The sequence below is a fragment of the Novosphingobium kalidii genome, assembly GCF_040534015.1.
Classification (GTDB): Bacteria; Pseudomonadota; Alphaproteobacteria; order Sphingomonadales; family Sphingomonadaceae; genus Novosphingobium; species Novosphingobium kalidii.
The window spans coordinates 12,583-29,290 of sequence record NZ_JBEWLY010000014.1; the positions used below are offsets into that span (position 1 = coordinate 12,583).

General features: G+C 62.0%; 10 protein-coding genes, 2 pseudogenes and 1 other annotated feature. Of the genes and pseudogenes, 8 read left to right on the top strand and 4 right to left on the bottom strand.

Going from position 1 to position 16,708, the window contains the following annotated elements:
• Positions 1 to 12 precede the first annotated feature (12 nt).
• The 3 genes from ABVV53_RS09875 to ABVV53_RS09885 all read left to right on the top strand — a co-directional run bounded on the left by ABVV53_RS09875 (position 13) and on the right by ABVV53_RS09885 (position 3,242).
• Positions 13 to 150, top strand: coding sequence for a hypothetical protein (locus ABVV53_RS09875; RefSeq protein ID WP_353984419.1), 138 nt, complete (start codon positions 13 to 15; stop codon positions 148 to 150).
• Positions 150 to 1,613 carry a caspase family protein gene (locus tag ABVV53_RS09880; RefSeq protein WP_353984255.1) on the top strand — a complete coding sequence of 488 codons (1,464 nt, stop codon included), beginning with the start codon at positions 150 to 152 and terminating at the stop codon, positions 1,611 to 1,613. The genes ABVV53_RS09875 and ABVV53_RS09880 overlap by 1 nt, the downstream gene beginning before the upstream one ends.
• Before the next feature lie 495 nt (positions 1,614 to 2,108).
• Complete coding sequence (locus tag ABVV53_RS09885; protein WP_353984256.1) at positions 2,109 to 3,242, top strand: GTP pyrophosphokinase; 1,134 nt, start codon at positions 2,109 to 2,111, stop codon at positions 3,240 to 3,242.
• 564 nt (positions 3,243 to 3,806) lie between these two features.
• On the opposite strand, the gene ABVV53_RS09890 is transcribed toward ABVV53_RS09885, so the two are convergent.
• Positions 3,807 to 5,918: a TonB-dependent siderophore receptor gene (locus tag ABVV53_RS09890; protein WP_353984257.1), complete on the bottom strand. Its 2,112-nt coding sequence runs from the start codon at positions 5,916 to 5,918 to the stop codon at positions 3,807 to 3,809.
• Between the two features lie 93 nt (positions 5,919 to 6,011).
• Positions 6,012 to 6,662, bottom strand: coding sequence for a DUF1826 domain-containing protein (locus ABVV53_RS09895; RefSeq protein ID WP_353984259.1), 651 nt, complete (start codon positions 6,660 to 6,662; stop codon positions 6,012 to 6,014).
• An 80-nt stretch (positions 6,663 to 6,742) separates the two neighbouring features.
• Here ABVV53_RS09895 and ABVV53_RS09900 point away from each other — a divergent pair, with 80 nt between their 5' ends.
• The gene (locus tag ABVV53_RS09900) at positions 6,743 to 7,144 is read left to right on the top strand and encodes a MerC domain-containing protein (RefSeq protein WP_353984260.1); all 402 of its coding nucleotides are present in this window, start codon (positions 6,743 to 6,745) and stop codon (positions 7,142 to 7,144) included.
• Positions 7,145 to 7,428: 284 nt separating this feature from the next.
• Here ABVV53_RS09900 and ABVV53_RS09905 read toward each other — a convergent pair whose 3' ends face one another.
• Positions 7,429 to 8,061, bottom strand: coding sequence for a tyrosine-type recombinase/integrase (locus ABVV53_RS09905; RefSeq protein ID WP_353984261.1), 633 nt, complete (start codon positions 8,059 to 8,061; stop codon positions 7,429 to 7,431).
• A gap of 453 nt (positions 8,062 to 8,514) precedes the next feature.
• Between ABVV53_RS09905 and ABVV53_RS09910 the strand changes: the two genes are divergently transcribed.
• From ABVV53_RS09910 to ABVV53_RS09920, 3 genes are all read left to right on the top strand, one after another.
• Positions 8,515 to 9,621 (top strand): aldo/keto reductase, encoded by a 1,107-nt coding sequence (locus ABVV53_RS09910; protein WP_353984262.1) that lies wholly within the window; start codon positions 8,515 to 8,517, stop codon positions 9,619 to 9,621.
• Between the two features lie 154 nt (positions 9,622 to 9,775).
• Positions 9,776 to 11,998, top strand: coding sequence for a fused MFS/spermidine synthase (locus ABVV53_RS09915; RefSeq protein ID WP_353984263.1), 2,223 nt, complete (start codon positions 9,776 to 9,778; stop codon positions 11,996 to 11,998).
• Between the two features lie 236 nt (positions 11,999 to 12,234).
• On the top strand, positions 12,235 to 13,176 hold the full coding sequence (locus ABVV53_RS09920; protein ID WP_353984265.1) for a serine hydrolase domain-containing protein: 942 nt from the start codon (positions 12,235 to 12,237) through the stop codon (positions 13,174 to 13,176).
• Between the two features lie 298 nt (positions 13,177 to 13,474).
• On the opposite strand, the pseudogene ABVV53_RS09925 reads toward ABVV53_RS09920, so the two are convergent.
• A pseudogene (locus tag ABVV53_RS09925) lies at positions 13,475 to 14,806 on the bottom strand (transposase); the annotation flags it as partial.
• Between the two features lie 416 nt (positions 14,807 to 15,222).
• Between ABVV53_RS09925 and ABVV53_RS09930 the strand changes: the two are divergent.
• Positions 15,223 to 16,471: pseudogene (locus ABVV53_RS09930) on the top strand (IS3 family transposase).
• Positions 15,504 to 15,620: a sequence feature (AL1L pseudoknot), on the top strand. (Overlaps the previous pseudogene by 117 nt.)
• Positions 16,472 to 16,708: the final 237 nt, after the last annotated feature.

Consider the following 16,708-nt stretch of genomic DNA (forward strand, 5'->3'; position numbering starts at 1 on the left):
GGCCAACAACTCGTGCAACGCTGGGCGAATTACGAGAAGGCGATGCCCTCGGCGCGCTTGGCAGAGAGGCTCGATCAGGCCGCGATTGTCCGGGTGAGCGCGGTCGAAGCCGAGCTCGCGGCGTTCCTCCAGGATATAGGGTTGATCTGATGTCGCGTTCGCTCGCCGCGCTGGTGATCGGTAATTCGAAATACAAAAAGGCGGGTAAGCTCAAGAACCCGGCCAACGACGCCACCGACATGGCCGCGGTCCTCACCGCCTGCGGTTTCAGCGTGACCAGCGTCGTCGACGGCACGCACAAACAGATGGACAAGGCGCTCGGCGATTTCAAAGCCGCGCTCAAAGGCCATGATGTCGGGCTGTTCTTCTTCGCCGGTCACGGTGTGCAGATTGGGGGCGAGAATTTCCTCGCGGCGATCGATGTGAAGACGGCCGACGAGACCGAGGCGAAGCATTCGTCGCTCGCGCTCAACAAGGTCATCGATACGATGGAGGCGGCAGACACCAAGACCAACATCATCATTCTTGATGCCTGCCGCAACAATCCCTGGGCGCGGGCGTGGCGCGGGGGCGAGGAGCGCGGTCTTGCGCCGGTCTATGCGCCGCGCGGCACATTGATCGCCTATGCGACGTCGCCCGGGCAGCTCGCCGGCGACGGCAAGGGTCGCAACGGCGCCTATACCGCTGCATTGCTCGAACATATGGCCACGCCCGATGTGACCGTCGAAGCAATGTTCAAGCGCGTCCGTAACACGCTCAGCGCTACGACCGCGCAGAAGCAGATTTCATGGGAGCACACATCGCTCGCCGGCGAATTCTACTTCAACCTGAGCGTCGCCGCACGCATCACCGATTATGGTGCTGCGGCGCTCGGCGATGACCTGTTCGAGCTCGATACGTCCAAGAAGAGCCACAAGATCATCGCCTCGTTGAAGACGCTGACCTGGCCGCGTCAAAACCCGGCGATCGACGAGATTACGCCCGCGCTGATCGCCAAGGTCGCGGCCGACACGTTGTTTGTGCTTGGCCGCAATATCTACCAGTCGGCGGCCGGCAACGCGAATTCCGCGATCGCCTATATCAACGACTTCACCGCCAAGACGACCGGCACCGACAAGAATGACCGCAAGGCCCTGCTCGATGGCATGTTGTTCGAAATATTCTTCGACAAGACCGGGACGCTCCGCGATCAGCCCAAGTTCCGCCGGTTCAACGAGGTGTTCGATCTGCAACGTTTTGCGGCCTGCAAGCCGAGCTTTGATTTCATCGCCGCCTGCCTCCTGCCCTATGCCGGGCGCTATTATGCGATTCCCGGCAAGGGTCACAAGGTGATCGCCGACGTACGGTTGGGCGAGAAAGAGAAGGATGCGGTGCTCGAGGTGTTCGTCGCCGGCCAGCAGGTACTGCGCCGCGATAGCGACGATCTTCCGGCATGGGACGACGACGAGGACAAAATCTACTATCGCCAGCGCAGCAAGGCGCAATTCAAGGCATGGCTCGAGGAAGAGCTGATCGTGCCGGCGCGCCTGTTAAAGATCGGGTATAGTCGCGACGTCGCCAGCGGGGAGACTCTGCGTGTCCCGATGGGCTGGACCTGCCGCCTGCCCGCTTGAGCGCCGCGCTCAGCGGGAGCGCGCTCGCCGCGCTTCGGCGATCGCCTCCTGCTCGTCGTACCAGGCGTCGATGCGCCCGCGTTGAGCGCTTCACTCGATTGCACAATTGGTAGTCTTCTGAATGTCCGATCATGTCGATAGCGGTCGTCCCGGGGAGTAATCGGAAACGACAGTTTTTGTCCCACGATGCGGCGTTCCGTTTCCAGTGGCACCCGACCAGGCGCGGACGTTACGATCAGCTACCGCGAACGTCCGCTCTCGACAGAAGCTGCCGATGAAGTGTTCTGGAAAGGCCCGACAGGTCTCGCCCGGTGGCGTTTCCGCCCAACCGAACCTCGATTCCGAAGACCGCCGTCACTTTGCAGGTGTTTTCGACGCGGTTGTGGGTGCGTGAGTAGGCGGTCGGCCCGACCATGTTACCGTCTCGAAGGGGCTCCAGATTGCCGCTTGCCAGGGAGGATGCAGGATGTTCCACTACGGAGCGGGGAGAAACTGATGGCATCGCTGGATTTCGAAGCAGAAAAGGTAGCTTTTCGGACCTATTATCAGGACAACGCGGCGCTATTCGAACAGGGCAAGGAGGCATTTCTAACGCTTCTGCGGTCGCTGCTCGGCGACGCCGGACGGAACGCGGCCAGCTTCTCTGGGCGGATCAAGGACTGCGACGAATCGCTGAAGAAGTTCACCCGTAAATACCAGGGTGCGCTGGAGAAGAGCGCGACCCCGTACGAGATAAAGGACCACATCACCGATCTCATCGGTCTGCGTTTGGTCTGCCTCTACGAAGACGACGTCGACCCGACAGGGACGCTTATCCGCGATCAATTCGACGTGATTGACGTGACCAACAAGACCGCGCAGATCGAGGGAACTGAGAACGAGTTCGGCTACAAGGGGCTGCACCTCGATCTGCGCCTCAATCCGATTAGAGCGGTGATGCCGGAGTACCGGCAGTTCGCGCCACTGCGCTTCGAGCTTCAGATCAGGACAATCGTTCAAGACTCGTGGAGCACGCTCGACCACAAGATCAAGTACAAGAAGTCGATTCCTCCGGCGCTAAAGCGTCGCATCAATACGCTGGCCGCCTTGTTCGAGCTCGCCGACCGCGAATTCAAGCAAATCCGCGACGAGACTCAGAGCGAGATCGAAAAGGCGGTTGCCGAGGCGGTCGGCGACGCAGCGGGGGGCGCCGAAGTCGAGGGCGTCGCTGGGGAGGACGTGGAGCGCGGGCAATACGCGCCGCTTGACGCGTTCAGGCTCCTACGCATCGCTCACCACTTCTTCCCGGAGGTCGAATTCGAGCCGAGGAAAATCGATGGCTTTACTGCCGACATCGTCGATCGCGAACCTGCGATCAGCCGGGGGAAGTTCAACCATTACCTGCGGAGTACGATCGGCCTCGTGCGCCGGTACAAGGCTGATTTCCTTGCGGAAGGAAAGGGGGAGACCTTCAACGCGTTCACCGAGATGCGGCATTGCCTGTACGCCGCCAACCCGGAGATCTTTTCGGGAATGCTCACCAACGTCGCGCGCGAGAGCTTCGACGCTTGGGTAGCTCAGAAGGGTTCCGAGCCGGCTGAGATCGCCGCTTTACCGGCCGCGCCAAGGGGCCGTCCCAGGCGCCGCTGACATGAAAGCTGCGAAGTTAATCGGCGAGCCCTCCGCAAGGCAACGGGTCCACATCGCTCCGTAGTGTGCCGGTAAGCTCGTTGATGGCTGGCCCAACAGGCATAACGATCATGCCGACTTTTTCGCGCGCTGTTTAACCTTTTTTGCTGTGCTGCGGCTATCCCCCGAATCTCAGGACCCAAGCGCAACGCGCGGTCGCAAAAGAACGCCTTCGGCAAAAGCCGACGTTATCGGCTGCAGCTTGGAACGGCGGCTTCGTCCCACGACGCGACGGCAGTCGACCAGATCGAGCCGTTTCCGGCGGGCTCCAGAACGGCTGCTCTTGCTAGAACCCGTCATTCCCGCTTCATTAAGCGGACCGCAACAGTGCGCTTAATCTCGGTCATCCTCAGTCGCGCCAACTGATCGAGCGCGCCGCCTAACGCGCACGGTGCGTTGCTCGCAAAGCGAGCGCTACCGTGGCGAAGGCGAGCAGCATCGCAAGTGTCAACAGCGCGCGCTGCGGGTCCCGCACCAGCAGCCGCTACTGCCGGCGCATGACCACGGGTAGGAGTGAGGTCGCGATCAATAGCTGGCGCGCAACGTCAGCAGGAAATTTCTGGGCTCTCCATAGAAGTTGTACGTGTTGAGCGATCCCACGCGCTGATAATAGACCTTGTCGAACACGTTGTTGACGCTGATAAAGGCACGAAGATAGTCGTCGAAGCGCCAGCCTAGCTGTGCTCCCGCGATTGCGAACGGCCCCTGTTCGCGGACTCCCTCCACACCGGCGCCGACGACGCTGCTTTGCCCACTGGCGCTGATGGCGCCGAATGCCCTGCCAAGCGCGGCGGGCTCATAGCGAGCATAGAACTTGTACTGATGACGCGGCGTGAAGATATCGAACACGGTACCTACCTGCGCTTCCGGGCCCGCCTCGATCTCGGTCTTCACATTGGTGTAACTGGCGACCAGGTCTAGCCCGGGGGCCGGCCGGCCCGTGACTTCGAACTCGAAGCCTTTGATCGTCGCAATGCCGGACTGCACGAAGAATCCGGGGTTCGATAGATCCGTCACTGCACGATTACGTTCCGTGCTGCGAAACACCGCTCCGCTCGCGTTGAGCGCGCCGTTCAGGAAGCGGCCTTTCAGCCCAACCTCGTACTGCTCGCCGACCCGCGGATCCAGCACGCTGCCATCGCTGCGCTGGAGCGACTGCGGATTGAAGATGTCCGCGTAGCTACCGTAAAGCGTGACATCGCCGAGCAAGTGCAACACCGCGCCAACGCTGGGCGTGAATTGCCCGCGCTCGCGTTGGCTGACGCGAAAGTCAGTCGGCGTCGACGGCGCGATAGCACGGCTTTTGCTCGTATAGTCGCTGACGCGCCCGCCGACGACGATCGTCAGCGGTTCGAGCGGACGCAATCGCAGTTGCGCATGAAAGCCGCTCTGGCGCAAATCACTCTCGCTGCCCGAGGTAAACTCCGGCCCCGGTTGAGGGATTGCGTCGGCGTCGAAGATGGAGAAGCGGCCGACAGACCGCTGGCTACGTTGTTGGAAATCCGTCGTGCGCTTGTCGAAGCTGTACCCGAACGCGAGTTCGTGTTCGCGGCCCAGGAACGTGAACGGCCCCGCAGCATAGGCGTCAACGGCTGTCTTGCCGTTCTCGCCTCGGCTGCGGCGGTTAACATATTCCGCGGTCAGCGTTTCCGGGTCAACGCCGGTTCCTGGCCGGATGAATGCGTCCGCGAACTCGCGGGGAATGTCCCGATGCAGCGCGCGCACGACAATCGACCACTTGCCCAGGCGCTGCTTCACTTCACCGGCATATTCGACCGCCGTCTCGGTGAACAGGTTCCAACTCGGCAGATGTTGGGAATCGCGCGGGAAGTTGAGGAACTGCTGGTTGGCAAAAGCCGGCTGCCCCGCCATTGGCGTTTCGGCCTTGGTGTCCTGATAACTCAGGGAGCCGCCGACCGTGGTCGTAGGGGTCACGTCATAGTCTGCCGAAACGTAGGAGGTCAGCTTGCGTGTGTGTGACTTCTCCTGGAAGAAGTCGCGATCCTGTAGCGCGCCAACGGCGCGTATGCGCAGCCGTCCTGCGGCGTCGACCGGCCCCCCGATGTCGAACTCGCCGCGATAGTGGTTCCACGACCCGGCCGAGAGCGCCGTCGAGGCCGTAAACTCGGTCTGCCCGCGTTTGCGGATAAGGTTGATCGTGCCGCCAGGAGAGCCGGCCCCGCGGAACAGACCAGTTGGCCCACGCTGGACCTCCAGCCGCTCATAGATGACCAGGTCGAATTCGGGCACACCGGATGAGAAGGTGGAGGGCACGCCGTCATAGGCGTAATCAAGCACGAACCCGCGCGAGCGGTAATCGGGGTTGGTGCCGTCGAACGGCATCACCGTAACACCGGCAACGGTCTGTACCGCTTCGCCGATGGTGAAAAGGTTGCGGTCTTCGATCTGCGTCCGTGTGACTACGCTAACGGACTGGGGGATCTCCAGCAGCGGTGCCGGGGTCTTGCCTGCCACTGCGGCTGTTTCGGGCGCGTAGCTATCGTCCTCCGCGATACCGGCGACAACGATGTCGGAGCGCGAAACAGCTGCCGCACCGCTTGATTGCGCCTGCACCGGCGCTGCAAGCAAGGGCAAGCTGAGCGCCACTCCGGCGCTCAGCGTTCTTACAACAACCACGAGTAACCCCCCTACTGAATGAAATGATATACCATCTCTTCAGTAGAGCTTCTACCAAGGTTAGCAACGAAAAAGAGCGGGAGTGCGGCTCCGTCAGGCCGCGTTTTCTCGCGGCGGGTCAATTGTGAGAAGCAGCCTCCGCTCTCCAGTGGCTTCAATCGGTGGTGAACGATGAAGGATCGTCGGTTCCGTCATGAGCAGCCGCCCCTTGAGTACCGCGACTTCCCCCCGTTCAACCTGCTTTACAACTTCTGGCGACGCCGTTCGGAACCACTGCGTGGCAGGTCCGCGGTACGTCGTGAGAAGGCGCAAGGTCACATAGTCGGCGTGGAATTTGCGGCAGGCATCGGTCTCGACGACCTCAAGACGCATGCGAACCTGCTTTGCGCCTGCGAAAGACGCGAGCTGCCGCGCCATCCTCAACATGTCGTCGGCGAAACGCATGGCGGCGTCTTCCGGATAACCGCCTGCGAGCAAGCTGGCCGCTAGCGTTGAAATAGGGCCCGCGACTTCCATCATCACGTCCACATCATCGACACCGTTCAGATCGATCCGATCTATCAGGTGGAGAAGGCTGGAGGGTAGCTCCCGTTTCCACACTGCCAATGCGACGTGCGACTCAAGCACCCTTCGCGTGTCTTTCAGCGCGTGGACGACGGCAACTGCATCTTGCGTGTCCTGTTCCGAGCGAGACAGCGCGTCAGGCCATGCAGTCGCTGCATGAAGTTCGTTCTCTCTTGCCACACGCATCTCGATTGTTATGTGATAACATAACTCGAAGGTACTGGATGCCTGATGCGGTGTCCAGCGACTCCACAACCAGGATGCCAACCATTTCCAGTAAATTGACAACGTTCGACGCACTTGCGGTGGCAGCCTCGACATTGTGCCTAGCGCATTGCTTGATGCTGCCGCTCCTGCTCGTTCTGGTGCCAACGCTTACCGCGCTGATCGCCGTACCGGATAGCTTTCATCAGGGTATGCTGTTGTTCGCCCTTCCGATGAGCATGATCGCACTTGCAGCCGGCTTTCGAAGGCATCGCCAGCCTCTGCCTGCAATCGTCGTCGTACCTGGTCTTGGCCTTTTGATTCTGGGTGGGCTGGCGACGGAGGAAAGTTTGGAGGAGACGCTCCTCACTGTTGCTGGCGCACTGCTGCTGTCGATTGGCCATACAATAAACTGGCAAAGGTCCAGCCGTAGAGCAACCGACCGGCCTTCAACGTAAAGCAGCGCGCCGTCGAGCGCTGAACACGCACACAGATCGATGAGATCATTCTACGGCAACGTGCTTAAGCAAGCCGTCCAATGAGCGCCCACGAGCAAATACAATCGATAGCAGGGCCACTCGCCAAGCTTAGCAACCAGCCCAAGCCGGCAATCAATGATGGTCTTTTGCAGAGCCGGAGGCCGCTTCTGCCGAAAGCCGTCGTTTAAGCGGCAAGCGTGGAACCACGGCTCTGTCCCAGGTGCCCGTGTCCGGCCCTGTACCGGAAACGGGCACCCCAAGGTTCAAATCTCCGTGTTTTCGGCAAGGGCAAGCGCGTCCTCTACGTCGATCCCGAGATAGCGCACCGTATTCTCGATCTTGCTATGGCCGAGAAGGATCTGGACAGCCCGTAGATTGCCGGTCGCCCTGTAGATGATCGATGCCTTCGTTCGCCGAAGCGAGTGGGTGCCATACTCGCTTCGCATCAAACCGACTCCTGTCACCCATTCATCGACGAGCCGAGCATACTGGCGAGTGCTGAGATGCCCACTATGATCAACTCGGCTCGGGAACACATAATCGTCCACCGTGCCGCCCCGGCGTTCGAGCCATGCTAGCAAGCTCGCCCGAGCATCCGGCAGCAGTTCGAATTGAACGGGCCGGCCTGTTTTCTGCTGCATGACAATTGCCCGCGTTCGGATCTGACCGCCGCTGACAAGGTCGCCGATCTTCATCCGCACCAGGTCGCAGCCTCGAAGTTTGCTGTCGATCGCCAGATCGAACAGGGCCCGATCTCGCAGGCGGCGGCGCTGATTGAGGTAGAAGCGGATTTCCCAAATCTGCTTCGGTTTCAAAGCCCGCTTTGCACCCACGGTCCTTCCGGCATTCCAAACCGGGCGCTTGGTGGCGGTGAGTTCTGTTTCAGGCATCTCCATGATCGTTCTCCTATGGCTACATTGGCCATCTGAAGAACGCTTGCCGGCGACGATGCGTCGGAATGGCTTTGGGGCTCGTGCCGACCACTGCCGGCCATTCCAAGGTCGCTGCAGCAACGACTGTTTTGTTGAAACCGGCCATTCGCCTCACGCGATCCCGCCTGTCGGCAACGCGCCTCGACCTCAGCCGTTGGAACGTCGCGACGCCGGTCCTCAAAGCCGCCGTAAGTTCATTTCCGATGTCAGCTCGTCTCGAGCGAGCAACTTTGGCGCCACTGACGACGACGCGATCCGCACCTGCGGCTGAGGCCCCTCAGCAGCGTTCGCAACCAACCCTTACGGCCGCCGTTCCCATGGTGACAGAGGTGGTGAGCGCAATGGCCGGACAGGCACAAGCCGAGGCGGCTCATCCGCGTTGACCGGTTAGCTTGAGATGAGACGAAGGGATCACTGATGACCACAAGACGCAGCTTACTCGGCGCTGCAGCCGGACTTGTAGCCGCCGCCGGCGTAACACCTGCGCGGGCGCAGTCGGGCACCCCTGCACCGCTCCCCAGCAATGACCGTAGCGGTAGGCGTTTTCGTCCCAAGGGAAAGCTGGGAATGGGCGGAACCCAGGTCGGCAGCAACCATTTCCGCACTCCTGCCGAGCAGGCGGCCATGACCTTGCAAGCGTCATGGCACGAGGGCGTGCGCTACTTCGATACCTCGCCCTGGTACGGGTTGGGCTTGTCCGAACGACGCTTTGGCACGTTCTTTGACGAAAAGCCGCGCGACGAATGGGTGCTTTCCACCAAGGTCGGACGCGTGCTCGTTCCCGATGCACGCGTTGCGGGAACCAAGGTCGGCAACTGGGCACAAGTCCCGCCGATGCGCCACGAGTACGACTACACTGCCGCTGGAGTTCGCCGGTCGATCGAGCAAAGCCTCCAGCGCATGGGGCTTTCGCAAATCGACATCGTGTTCGTGCACGATCTGTCGCCGGACAATGGTGACATGGGCGAACGCTGGACCGAGTATTTCGAGCAGGCGCGCACCGGTGCCTTTCCCGAACTGACCCGGATGCGGGAAGAGGGCATTATCAAGGGCTGGGGCATGGGCGTGAATACGCTTGAGCCGATCCTGCGCTGCTTCGAAGTGGCCGATCCGGACATTCACTTATCGGCGACGCAATACTCGATTGCCAAACACGCGGACGCCTTGAACCGACTGATGCCGGAGGTGAAAAGGCGCGGCGTCTCGCTGGTTTCCGGCGCGCCGCTCAACGACGGTTTCCTCGCGGGCAAAGAGCGTTTCAATTACGGCCCCGTTCCCGCCGACATGCGCGCCAAAAGGGCCCGTATGGCGGCTCTGGCGCAGGAGCACGGGACCGATCTGCGCACCGCCGCACTCCAGTTCGTGCTGGCGAACCCGAATTTTTCATCCATCATCCCCGGTGCGCGGTCGCCTACCCAGGCGGTCCAGAACGCGAACGCGGTACGGGCGAGCATCGCACCCGAGTTCTGGGCGGCGCTCCGGCGGGAGCGGCTGATCGAAGCAAACGCACCGGTGCCCGCATGACCTTGTGTTGTTGTTCAGACGCGTCGCTCTGAAGCAGACGCGATCGGATCTGCAGGCGCCAGCTTCGGGATGCCCTGCTAACCCGGTCGTTCGTTCTTAAGGCGGCGCTCTTTACCCGCCGCGCCGGCACGACTGCTCTAGGGGATCATTCCGGTTGCAAACGACACCCGGTGCGCGGCAAGGCACGGCGGTGCAGATATGTAATCCCAGCGCAGGCCGCCGCCTCCTGTTCGTCTTGGTGATCCTGAGCGGCAGCTTCCTGCTCTTCCTGGTCCAGCCGATGGTGGCCCGCATCGCACTGCCACGGCTCGGCGGAGCGCCGGGCGTGTGGAGCAGCGCCATGCTGGTGTTTCAGCTGCTTCTCTTGGGCGGATACGCTTACGCTCACGCGATTTCCCGGTTCACCATTCAGCGGCAGGCGTGGATTCATCTGGGTCTCTTGTCGCTATCCGCGCTGACGCTGCCGATCACCCTAGCTCAAATCCCTCCGCCCGCGCCGGGTTGGGAGGTCCTGTGGGTGCCCGCGCTCTTTGCCGCGACCGTCGGGCCTGTATTCCTGCTGCTTGCTGCACAAGCCTCGCTGATGCAGCGCTGGTACGCGGCGGGTTCCGGCTCCAGCAACCCATATCGACTCTACGCCGCCTCCAACCTGGGCAGCTTCGCCGGCCTGCTGGCCTATCCGTTCTGGATGGAGCCGGAGATGACACTGGGCGAGCAGACCCGGGCTTGGGCGCTGGGCTATGTTGTCCTGATTGCCATGGTCGGCTTGGCCGCGGCCTCTTGCTGGACGGCGTGCGATCGCGCCGACACGTCGGAGCCAAACCAGAAGGTCCAGCCGATGACCCGGTCTCGCCTGCTGCTCTGGCTGGCGTTGGCGGCCGTGCCATCGGGGTTGATGCTCTCCACCACCACGCTGCTGACCACGGACGTAATGGCGATGCCGCTGCTCTGGGTCATTCCGCTCGGCTTTTATCTATTGAGCTTTTCGGTGGCGTTCTCCGACGCAGGCGATTGGGCGCGGATTCTCAGCCGCGCCGCGCCGGTTCCGCTGCTGCTGGCTGGCGGCCTGGCGATGATTTCGGGCGGGCAGGCAAATCCGGCGATCGCGATAGCCATGGTCGCCCTGCTGTTCGTGCTGGCGGTGGCGCTTCACGGGCGGCTCTATGCCCTGCGTCCGCCTGCGAGCCAGCTGACCTACTTCTACTTGGTGGTGGCCGCAGGAGGCGCTCTGGGCGGCACGTTCACCGCGCTGATTGCGCCGGTGCTGTTCGACTGGGTGTACGAGCATGCCATCCTGCTCCTCGCCGGAGCGTTGCTGATCCCTCAGTTCGCCCTGCTGCCGTTCCTGGGTCGGTTCTGGCAGACAGGGCAGTGGGCCGGTACAGTCGCGCTGCTGCTCGTGCTTGTCGCGGCGATCCTCGCCTGGCGCCTCGCCGCCGCCGTCGAAGTGGGCCTCGGTTCGCAGATCCTGCTGCTCGTCTGCGCGATGACAGTGGTGGGCCTTGTGCTGATCGGAAAGCGCTGGGCCTTCACGGCCGTACTGGCCTTGCTCATGCTCGGCCATGGCGGCCTCTCGACACTGGAACTGAGCGCGGCCGGAGCCCGGTCCCGCAGCTACTTCGGCGTCTATACCGTTCAGGTTTCCGACGAGGGCCGCACCATGCAGCTGACGCACGGCACGACGATGCACGGGCGGCAATGGCTCGATGCAAGCCGCCGCCATCAGCCGACAGCTTACTACGGCCGCAGCTCGGGCGCAGGCGTGGTGCTGGCTCAAGCAAAACCCGACGCGCGCGTCGGTGTCGCGGGATTGGGTGTGGGGACGCTGGCCTGCTACCGCAAACCAGAACAGAACTGGACGTTCTTCGAGATCGATCCGCAAGTCGTGCACTATTCACGCGACGGCACATTCACCTTTGTGACCGACTGCGCGCCGCAAGCGAACATCGTGATCGGAGACGCGCGGCTGGAGCTTGCCGCAGGACCTTCCAAGCGTTTCAACCTCCTCGTCGTCGATGTCTTCACATCGGACGCAATCCCCATGCACCTCCTGACACGCGAGGCTTTCGACACATATGGCCGCGCCCTTTCCGATGACGGTCTGCTGCTGGTGCACGTCTCTAACCGTTTCGTGAACCTCGCCCCGATGGTGTCGGCGCTGTCCAAAGCCGCAGGATGGCATGGCCGTATGCGGCGGGACACGGATGACCTAGGCGAAGGCTTGTCGCAGTCCGAATGGATCGTGCTGGCGCGCAGCAAGAAACGGCTGGATCACCTGGAAAGCGCCAGTCCCCTGCCGTGGGAAGCGCTGCCGCCGGCCGCTTCGCACGCGTGGACGGACGATAGCGCCTCTTTGATTTCACTGTTTCGCCACTAGGACTGTCACGGCCTCGATGCCGCCATTGCCCTTCGGACAAGGGGGCGGAAGCCAGTGCTGGGTTTATCCGGAGCGCTTCCTATCTCGGAGCGATGACCCGTTTCTCACGCTCTGCGATCCTGCTGTGTGCCGCATCGGTAATCGCCTGTTCGCCGCCACCCGCACAAGACTCCGGTGCGTCGTATACGGTTTCCCGGACCGCCCAGCCGGAGACCCCCGGGCTTGACCCGGAAATCATGCGAAGGACGGTTGCCGCGGCCGAGGCACTGCCGCGTCTTCATGCACTGATCGTGGCGCGCCATGGCGAGACTCTGGCCGAGCACCGGTTCCGCGGATCATCGCTCGACCGGCCCGTCAACATCAAGTCGGCTTCCAAATCAGTCCTAAGTGCATTGGCCGGGATCGCTATCGAGCGCGGGGTTCTCAGAGGGACGGAGCAGAAGATCGCACCAATCCTGCGCGCGGACATCGCCGCCGGTGCCGACCCGCGCGTCGAAGATATCGAAGTCGGGCACCTGCTTACCATGCGAGCGGGGCTGGATCGCACCTCGGGGCCGAACTACGGTGCCTGGGTCGCCAGCCCGAACTGGGTGCGCTACGCGCTCTCGCGCCCGTTCGTGGATGAGCCGGGCGGAAGAATGCTCTATTCGACCGGCTCCTCGCACCTTCTCTCTGCCGTACTGACGCGCGCGTCAGGACAAAGCACTCACACCTTGGCGCAGGACTGGTTGGCGCGGCCGCTCGACATCACCCTTCCGCCTTGGCCACGCGATCCGCAGGGGATCTTTTTCGGGGGCAACGACATGCTGATGTCGCCAAAGGCCCTATTGCGATTCGGCGAGCTCTATCGCCAGGATGGCGTGATCGACGGAAAGCGCATTCTGCCCCAAGGTTGGGTGGAGGAAAGCTGGCAGCCGCGCACGACGTCTCCCTGGAGCGGCACCCCCTATGGGTACGGGTGGTTTTCGGAGGAGCTGGGCGGACATCCCGTCCACTTTGCCTGGGGCTATGGCGGGCAGATGCTGTTTATCGTTCCCGACCTGGAGCTGACGGTGGCAATGATTTCCGATCCCTCGCCTCACCCCGGAAGCGAGAGCCATGTGCCGCAACTCCATGCTCTGCTCGCACGAGGGATCATCCCAGCGGCCGAGCGCGGTGCGGCAGAGGAGCGTTCCTAAAGCCTAGCTTGATGATCTTTCCGACCACCTGGAAGGTCGGCTTCAGCAGGGTAAGTGCACGATCGCTGCTGTTGCGCTTACGGCCCAACTTGCTCGTATTCTGTCGATTTTCAGAATGTCCGAACGGCCGGTTTATTCAAGACCTGACTTTCACGGCCGTGCTCGGAAACGACGGTTTTGTCCCAAACCTCGCCTTTAAAACGTTCGCCGGCGGAAATGAACGAACGGCGGGTGTTGGGTATCGCCATAGCGTCGCTGAGTGACCGGGATTGGGCGATGCCGTTGAAAAAGTCGTCTGCTGACGGGGCGGACGACCGCGAGCGGCGAGGTGGAACTCGTCTCGGGCACCGTTTGGGCCACGTAACCGCAGCCGGTCGAGCCGCATGATGCGCTTTAGGTGAGCAAACAGCATCTCGACCTTCTTGCGCTCGCGGCGCGAGGCAATCCATTCGTCTTCCTGCGATAGGACGCGAGCCATGTCGCGTGCGCCTTCGTGTATTGAGCGGGTCACCTTGCGAGCGGGCAGGATGGGCGTACATCGTGGCTTGAGAACGCAGCTGCTGCAGTCCTGCTGCCGAGCTCGGTAGCGGATGAAGCCGTCCTTGTCTGCATCGGGCCGGGGTGATGCGAAGTTGCGGTTGCGTGGCCGGAGGCGCTTGCCTGCCGGGCACAGGTAGCTGTCGTCCTTGTGATCGAAGGCGAAAGCGCTGCGCTCGAAAGCGCCATCGCTCCTGGCGGATTTGTCGAAGACCGGCACGTGCGGCTCGATGCCACGCTCGTGCACGAGCCAGGCGAGCATGCCGGCAGAGCCATAGCCGGTGTCGCCGATCAGCTTGCGTGGCCATAGGCCGTGGCGGTCGGCCGTACGCTCGATCATCCGCTTGGCCGCAGTCACCTCCGCCTGGCGCACCGCAGTGCTCGCCTCGACATCCACAATCACGGCGTTTTCGACGTCGATCAGGTAATTGGCGGAGTAGCAGAAATCGGCGCGCGCGCCGTGCGCCGAGGTATAGCGGGCCGCTGGATCCACAGGCGAGACGCGCTTGGGCTCGACCGGAGTTGCCCCACCGAAGACGGCATCATCGAGAACGGCGAGGTACTCATCGACGGCGCGTCTTGGCAGATCAGTGGGAAGACCCTGCGGCCCCTCGACATAGGTCGGCCGATTGGCCTCGGCCCGGATCAGGCTGGCATCGACAGCAAAGCCGTCTCCTCCGACCAGTCCTTCATCGATGCAGCGCCGCACGGTGGCTTCGAACAGCTGGCGGAACAGATCACTCTCACGAAAGCGACCATGGCGGTTCTTCGAGAAGGTCGAGTGATCCGGCACGTCGCCCTCGAGACCCAGGCGGCAGAACCAGCGATAAGCCAGGTTGAGGTGCACCTCTTCGCACAGGCGCCGCTCCGATCGGATCCCAAAACAGTACCCTACGATCAGCATGCGCAGCATCAGCTCAGGATCAATCGAGGGACGACCGATCGCGCTGTAGAAACCCCGCAGGTGCTCGCGCATCCCTGACAAGTCCACAAACCGGTCGATCGCCCGAAGCAGATGATCGGCAGGAACGTGCCGGTCCAGGCTGAACTCGTAGAACAAGGTCTCCTGCGCCACTCGGCGCTCGCCCATCATCGCTTGGCGTCCTTCAGCATGAAGATACTGAATCAGAGCCTCACCGCGACTTCAAGGCTGACTTTTTCAACGGCATCGGGCGAGAGCGGCCATTCAGCCTTCCCGATTTGGATGGTACTTTGGGAATGGCCGGGTCTGGGAGAAAGCGGAATAGCGGCTTTCAGCCGCGGATTGCTTTGAAGTTGTCGCAACTCACCCGGTAAGTCTTCTGAACCACGCCGTCTTGCTCTCGGTAGGTTTGAAAGCCCAAGGCATCGTAATAGCGCAGTGCACCTTCATTATCAGCGCCGATATACGCATCAATGTTAGCGAGCCCTGCCTCTTTGGCAGCAAGCCTGCTCGAAGCGAAAAGAGCCGTCCCCACTGAACCGCCCCGGGATTGTCGGAGGTCCCCACTCCTGAGAGGAAGGGCTACGATGAGCAAGACGACGAACAAGTTTGCACCGGAGGTTCGCGAGCGGGCGGTCCGCATGGTGCTGGAGCACGAAGGCGACTATCCGTCTCGCTGGGCGGCGATCACATCGATTGCTGAGAAGATCGGCTGTTCGGGTCACACGCTGCTGGAGTGGGTAAAGAAGGCCGAGGTGAACAGCGGCAAGCGGGCCGGCGTGCCGGCCGATGTGGCTGACAAGCTCAAGGCGCTGGAGCGCGAAAACCGCGAGCTGCGCCAGGCCAACGAGATCCTGCGCAAGGCTTCCGCATATTTTGCCCAGGCGGAGCTCGACCGCCCGTTCAGGCGATGATCGCGTTCATCGACGAGCATTGCGGTGATTATGGGGTCGAGCCGATCTGCCGGGTTTTGCCGATCGCCCCATCCACCTACTACGAGCACGTCGCGCAGCGACGTGATCCTTCACGGCTACCGTCCCGCGTTCAGCGTGATCAGATGCTGAAGCCCGAAGTCTTGCGGGTCTTTGCTGAGAACTTCGGCGTTTACGGCGTGCGCAAGGTGTGGCGACAGATGCGGCGCGAAGGCTTCAATATCGCGCGATGCACAGTGGAGCGGCTGATGCGCGATCTTGGCCTGCAGGGCGTTACCCGCGGTAAGGCGGTGCGCACGACGGTGAGCGACAAGGCCACGCCGTGCCCGCTCGACCAGGTGAACCGACAGTTCCATGCGCCAGCACCGAACATGTTGTGGGTCTCGGACTTGGCTTCGCCGCCCTTCGGGTCACGTACGTCGCGACGTGGTCGGGGTTCGTCTACGTGGCCTTCGTGATCGACGTCTATGCTCGCTATATTGTGGGTTGGCGGGTGAGCAGGACGGCGCACGCCAGCTTCGTGCTGGATGCCCTCGAGCAGGCGATCCATGATCGGCGCCCTGTCCATCGCGGCGGCCTGATCCACCACAGCGACCGCGGCAGCCAATACGTCTCGATCAAGTATACCGAGCGCCTTGCCGAAGCTGGGATCGAGCCGTCGGTGGGCAGCGTAGGCGACAGCTACGACAACGCTTTGGCCGAGACGATCAATGGCCTTTACAAGGCCGAGGTGATCCACCGACGAGGGCCTTGGCGATCCTTTGAGGCCGTTGAATACGCCACGCTCGAATGGGTGGACTGGTTCAACAACCGCCGGCTCCTCGCGCCCATCGGCAATATTCCGCCCGCTGAAGCCGAGGAACGCTACTATGCCATGCTGGACGACACTCCCATGGCCGCATAACTTAAACTCAATGGCCTCCGGCAAACACGTGGCGGTTCACCTGGTCATTTCAAGGAAGTCCCGTGCTTCCAGGCGATTGGAAGTCTTTCCGCTGGCAAGTGCGAGAACCATGGCCTCATAACGGGTGAGTGACTTGCCGTCGCGCGTTCGAACGACTTCACTCGCCACCCGGAGATTGATCCTGTGAAAGTCGGCAAGAGTGTGCAGCGTCTTTGACTTGGCCGTCGTGCGCCATCG

What these genes read in the sequence shown, in the direction of transcription:
- ABVV53_RS09880 (WP_353984255.1), top strand. Translation starts at nt 150, where the DNA reads ATGTCGCGTTCGCTCGCCGCGCTGGTGATCGGTAATTCGAAATACAAA.
- ABVV53_RS09885 (WP_353984256.1), top strand. Translation starts at nt 2,109, where the DNA reads ATGGCATCGCTGGATTTCGAAGCAGAAAAGGTAGCTTTTCGGACCTAT.
- ABVV53_RS09900 (WP_353984260.1), top strand. Translation starts at nt 6,743, where the DNA reads ATGCCAACCATTTCCAGTAAATTGACAACGTTCGACGCACTTGCGGTG.
- ABVV53_RS09905 (WP_353984261.1), bottom strand. Translation starts at nt 8,061, where the DNA reads ATGGAGATGCCTGAAACAGAACTCACCGCCACCAAGCGCCCGGTTTGG.
- ABVV53_RS09910 (WP_353984262.1), top strand. Translation starts at nt 8,515, where the DNA reads ATGACCACAAGACGCAGCTTACTCGGCGCTGCAGCCGGACTTGTAGCC.
- ABVV53_RS09920 (WP_353984265.1), top strand. Translation starts at nt 12,235, where the DNA reads ATGCGAAGGACGGTTGCCGCGGCCGAGGCACTGCCGCGTCTTCATGCA.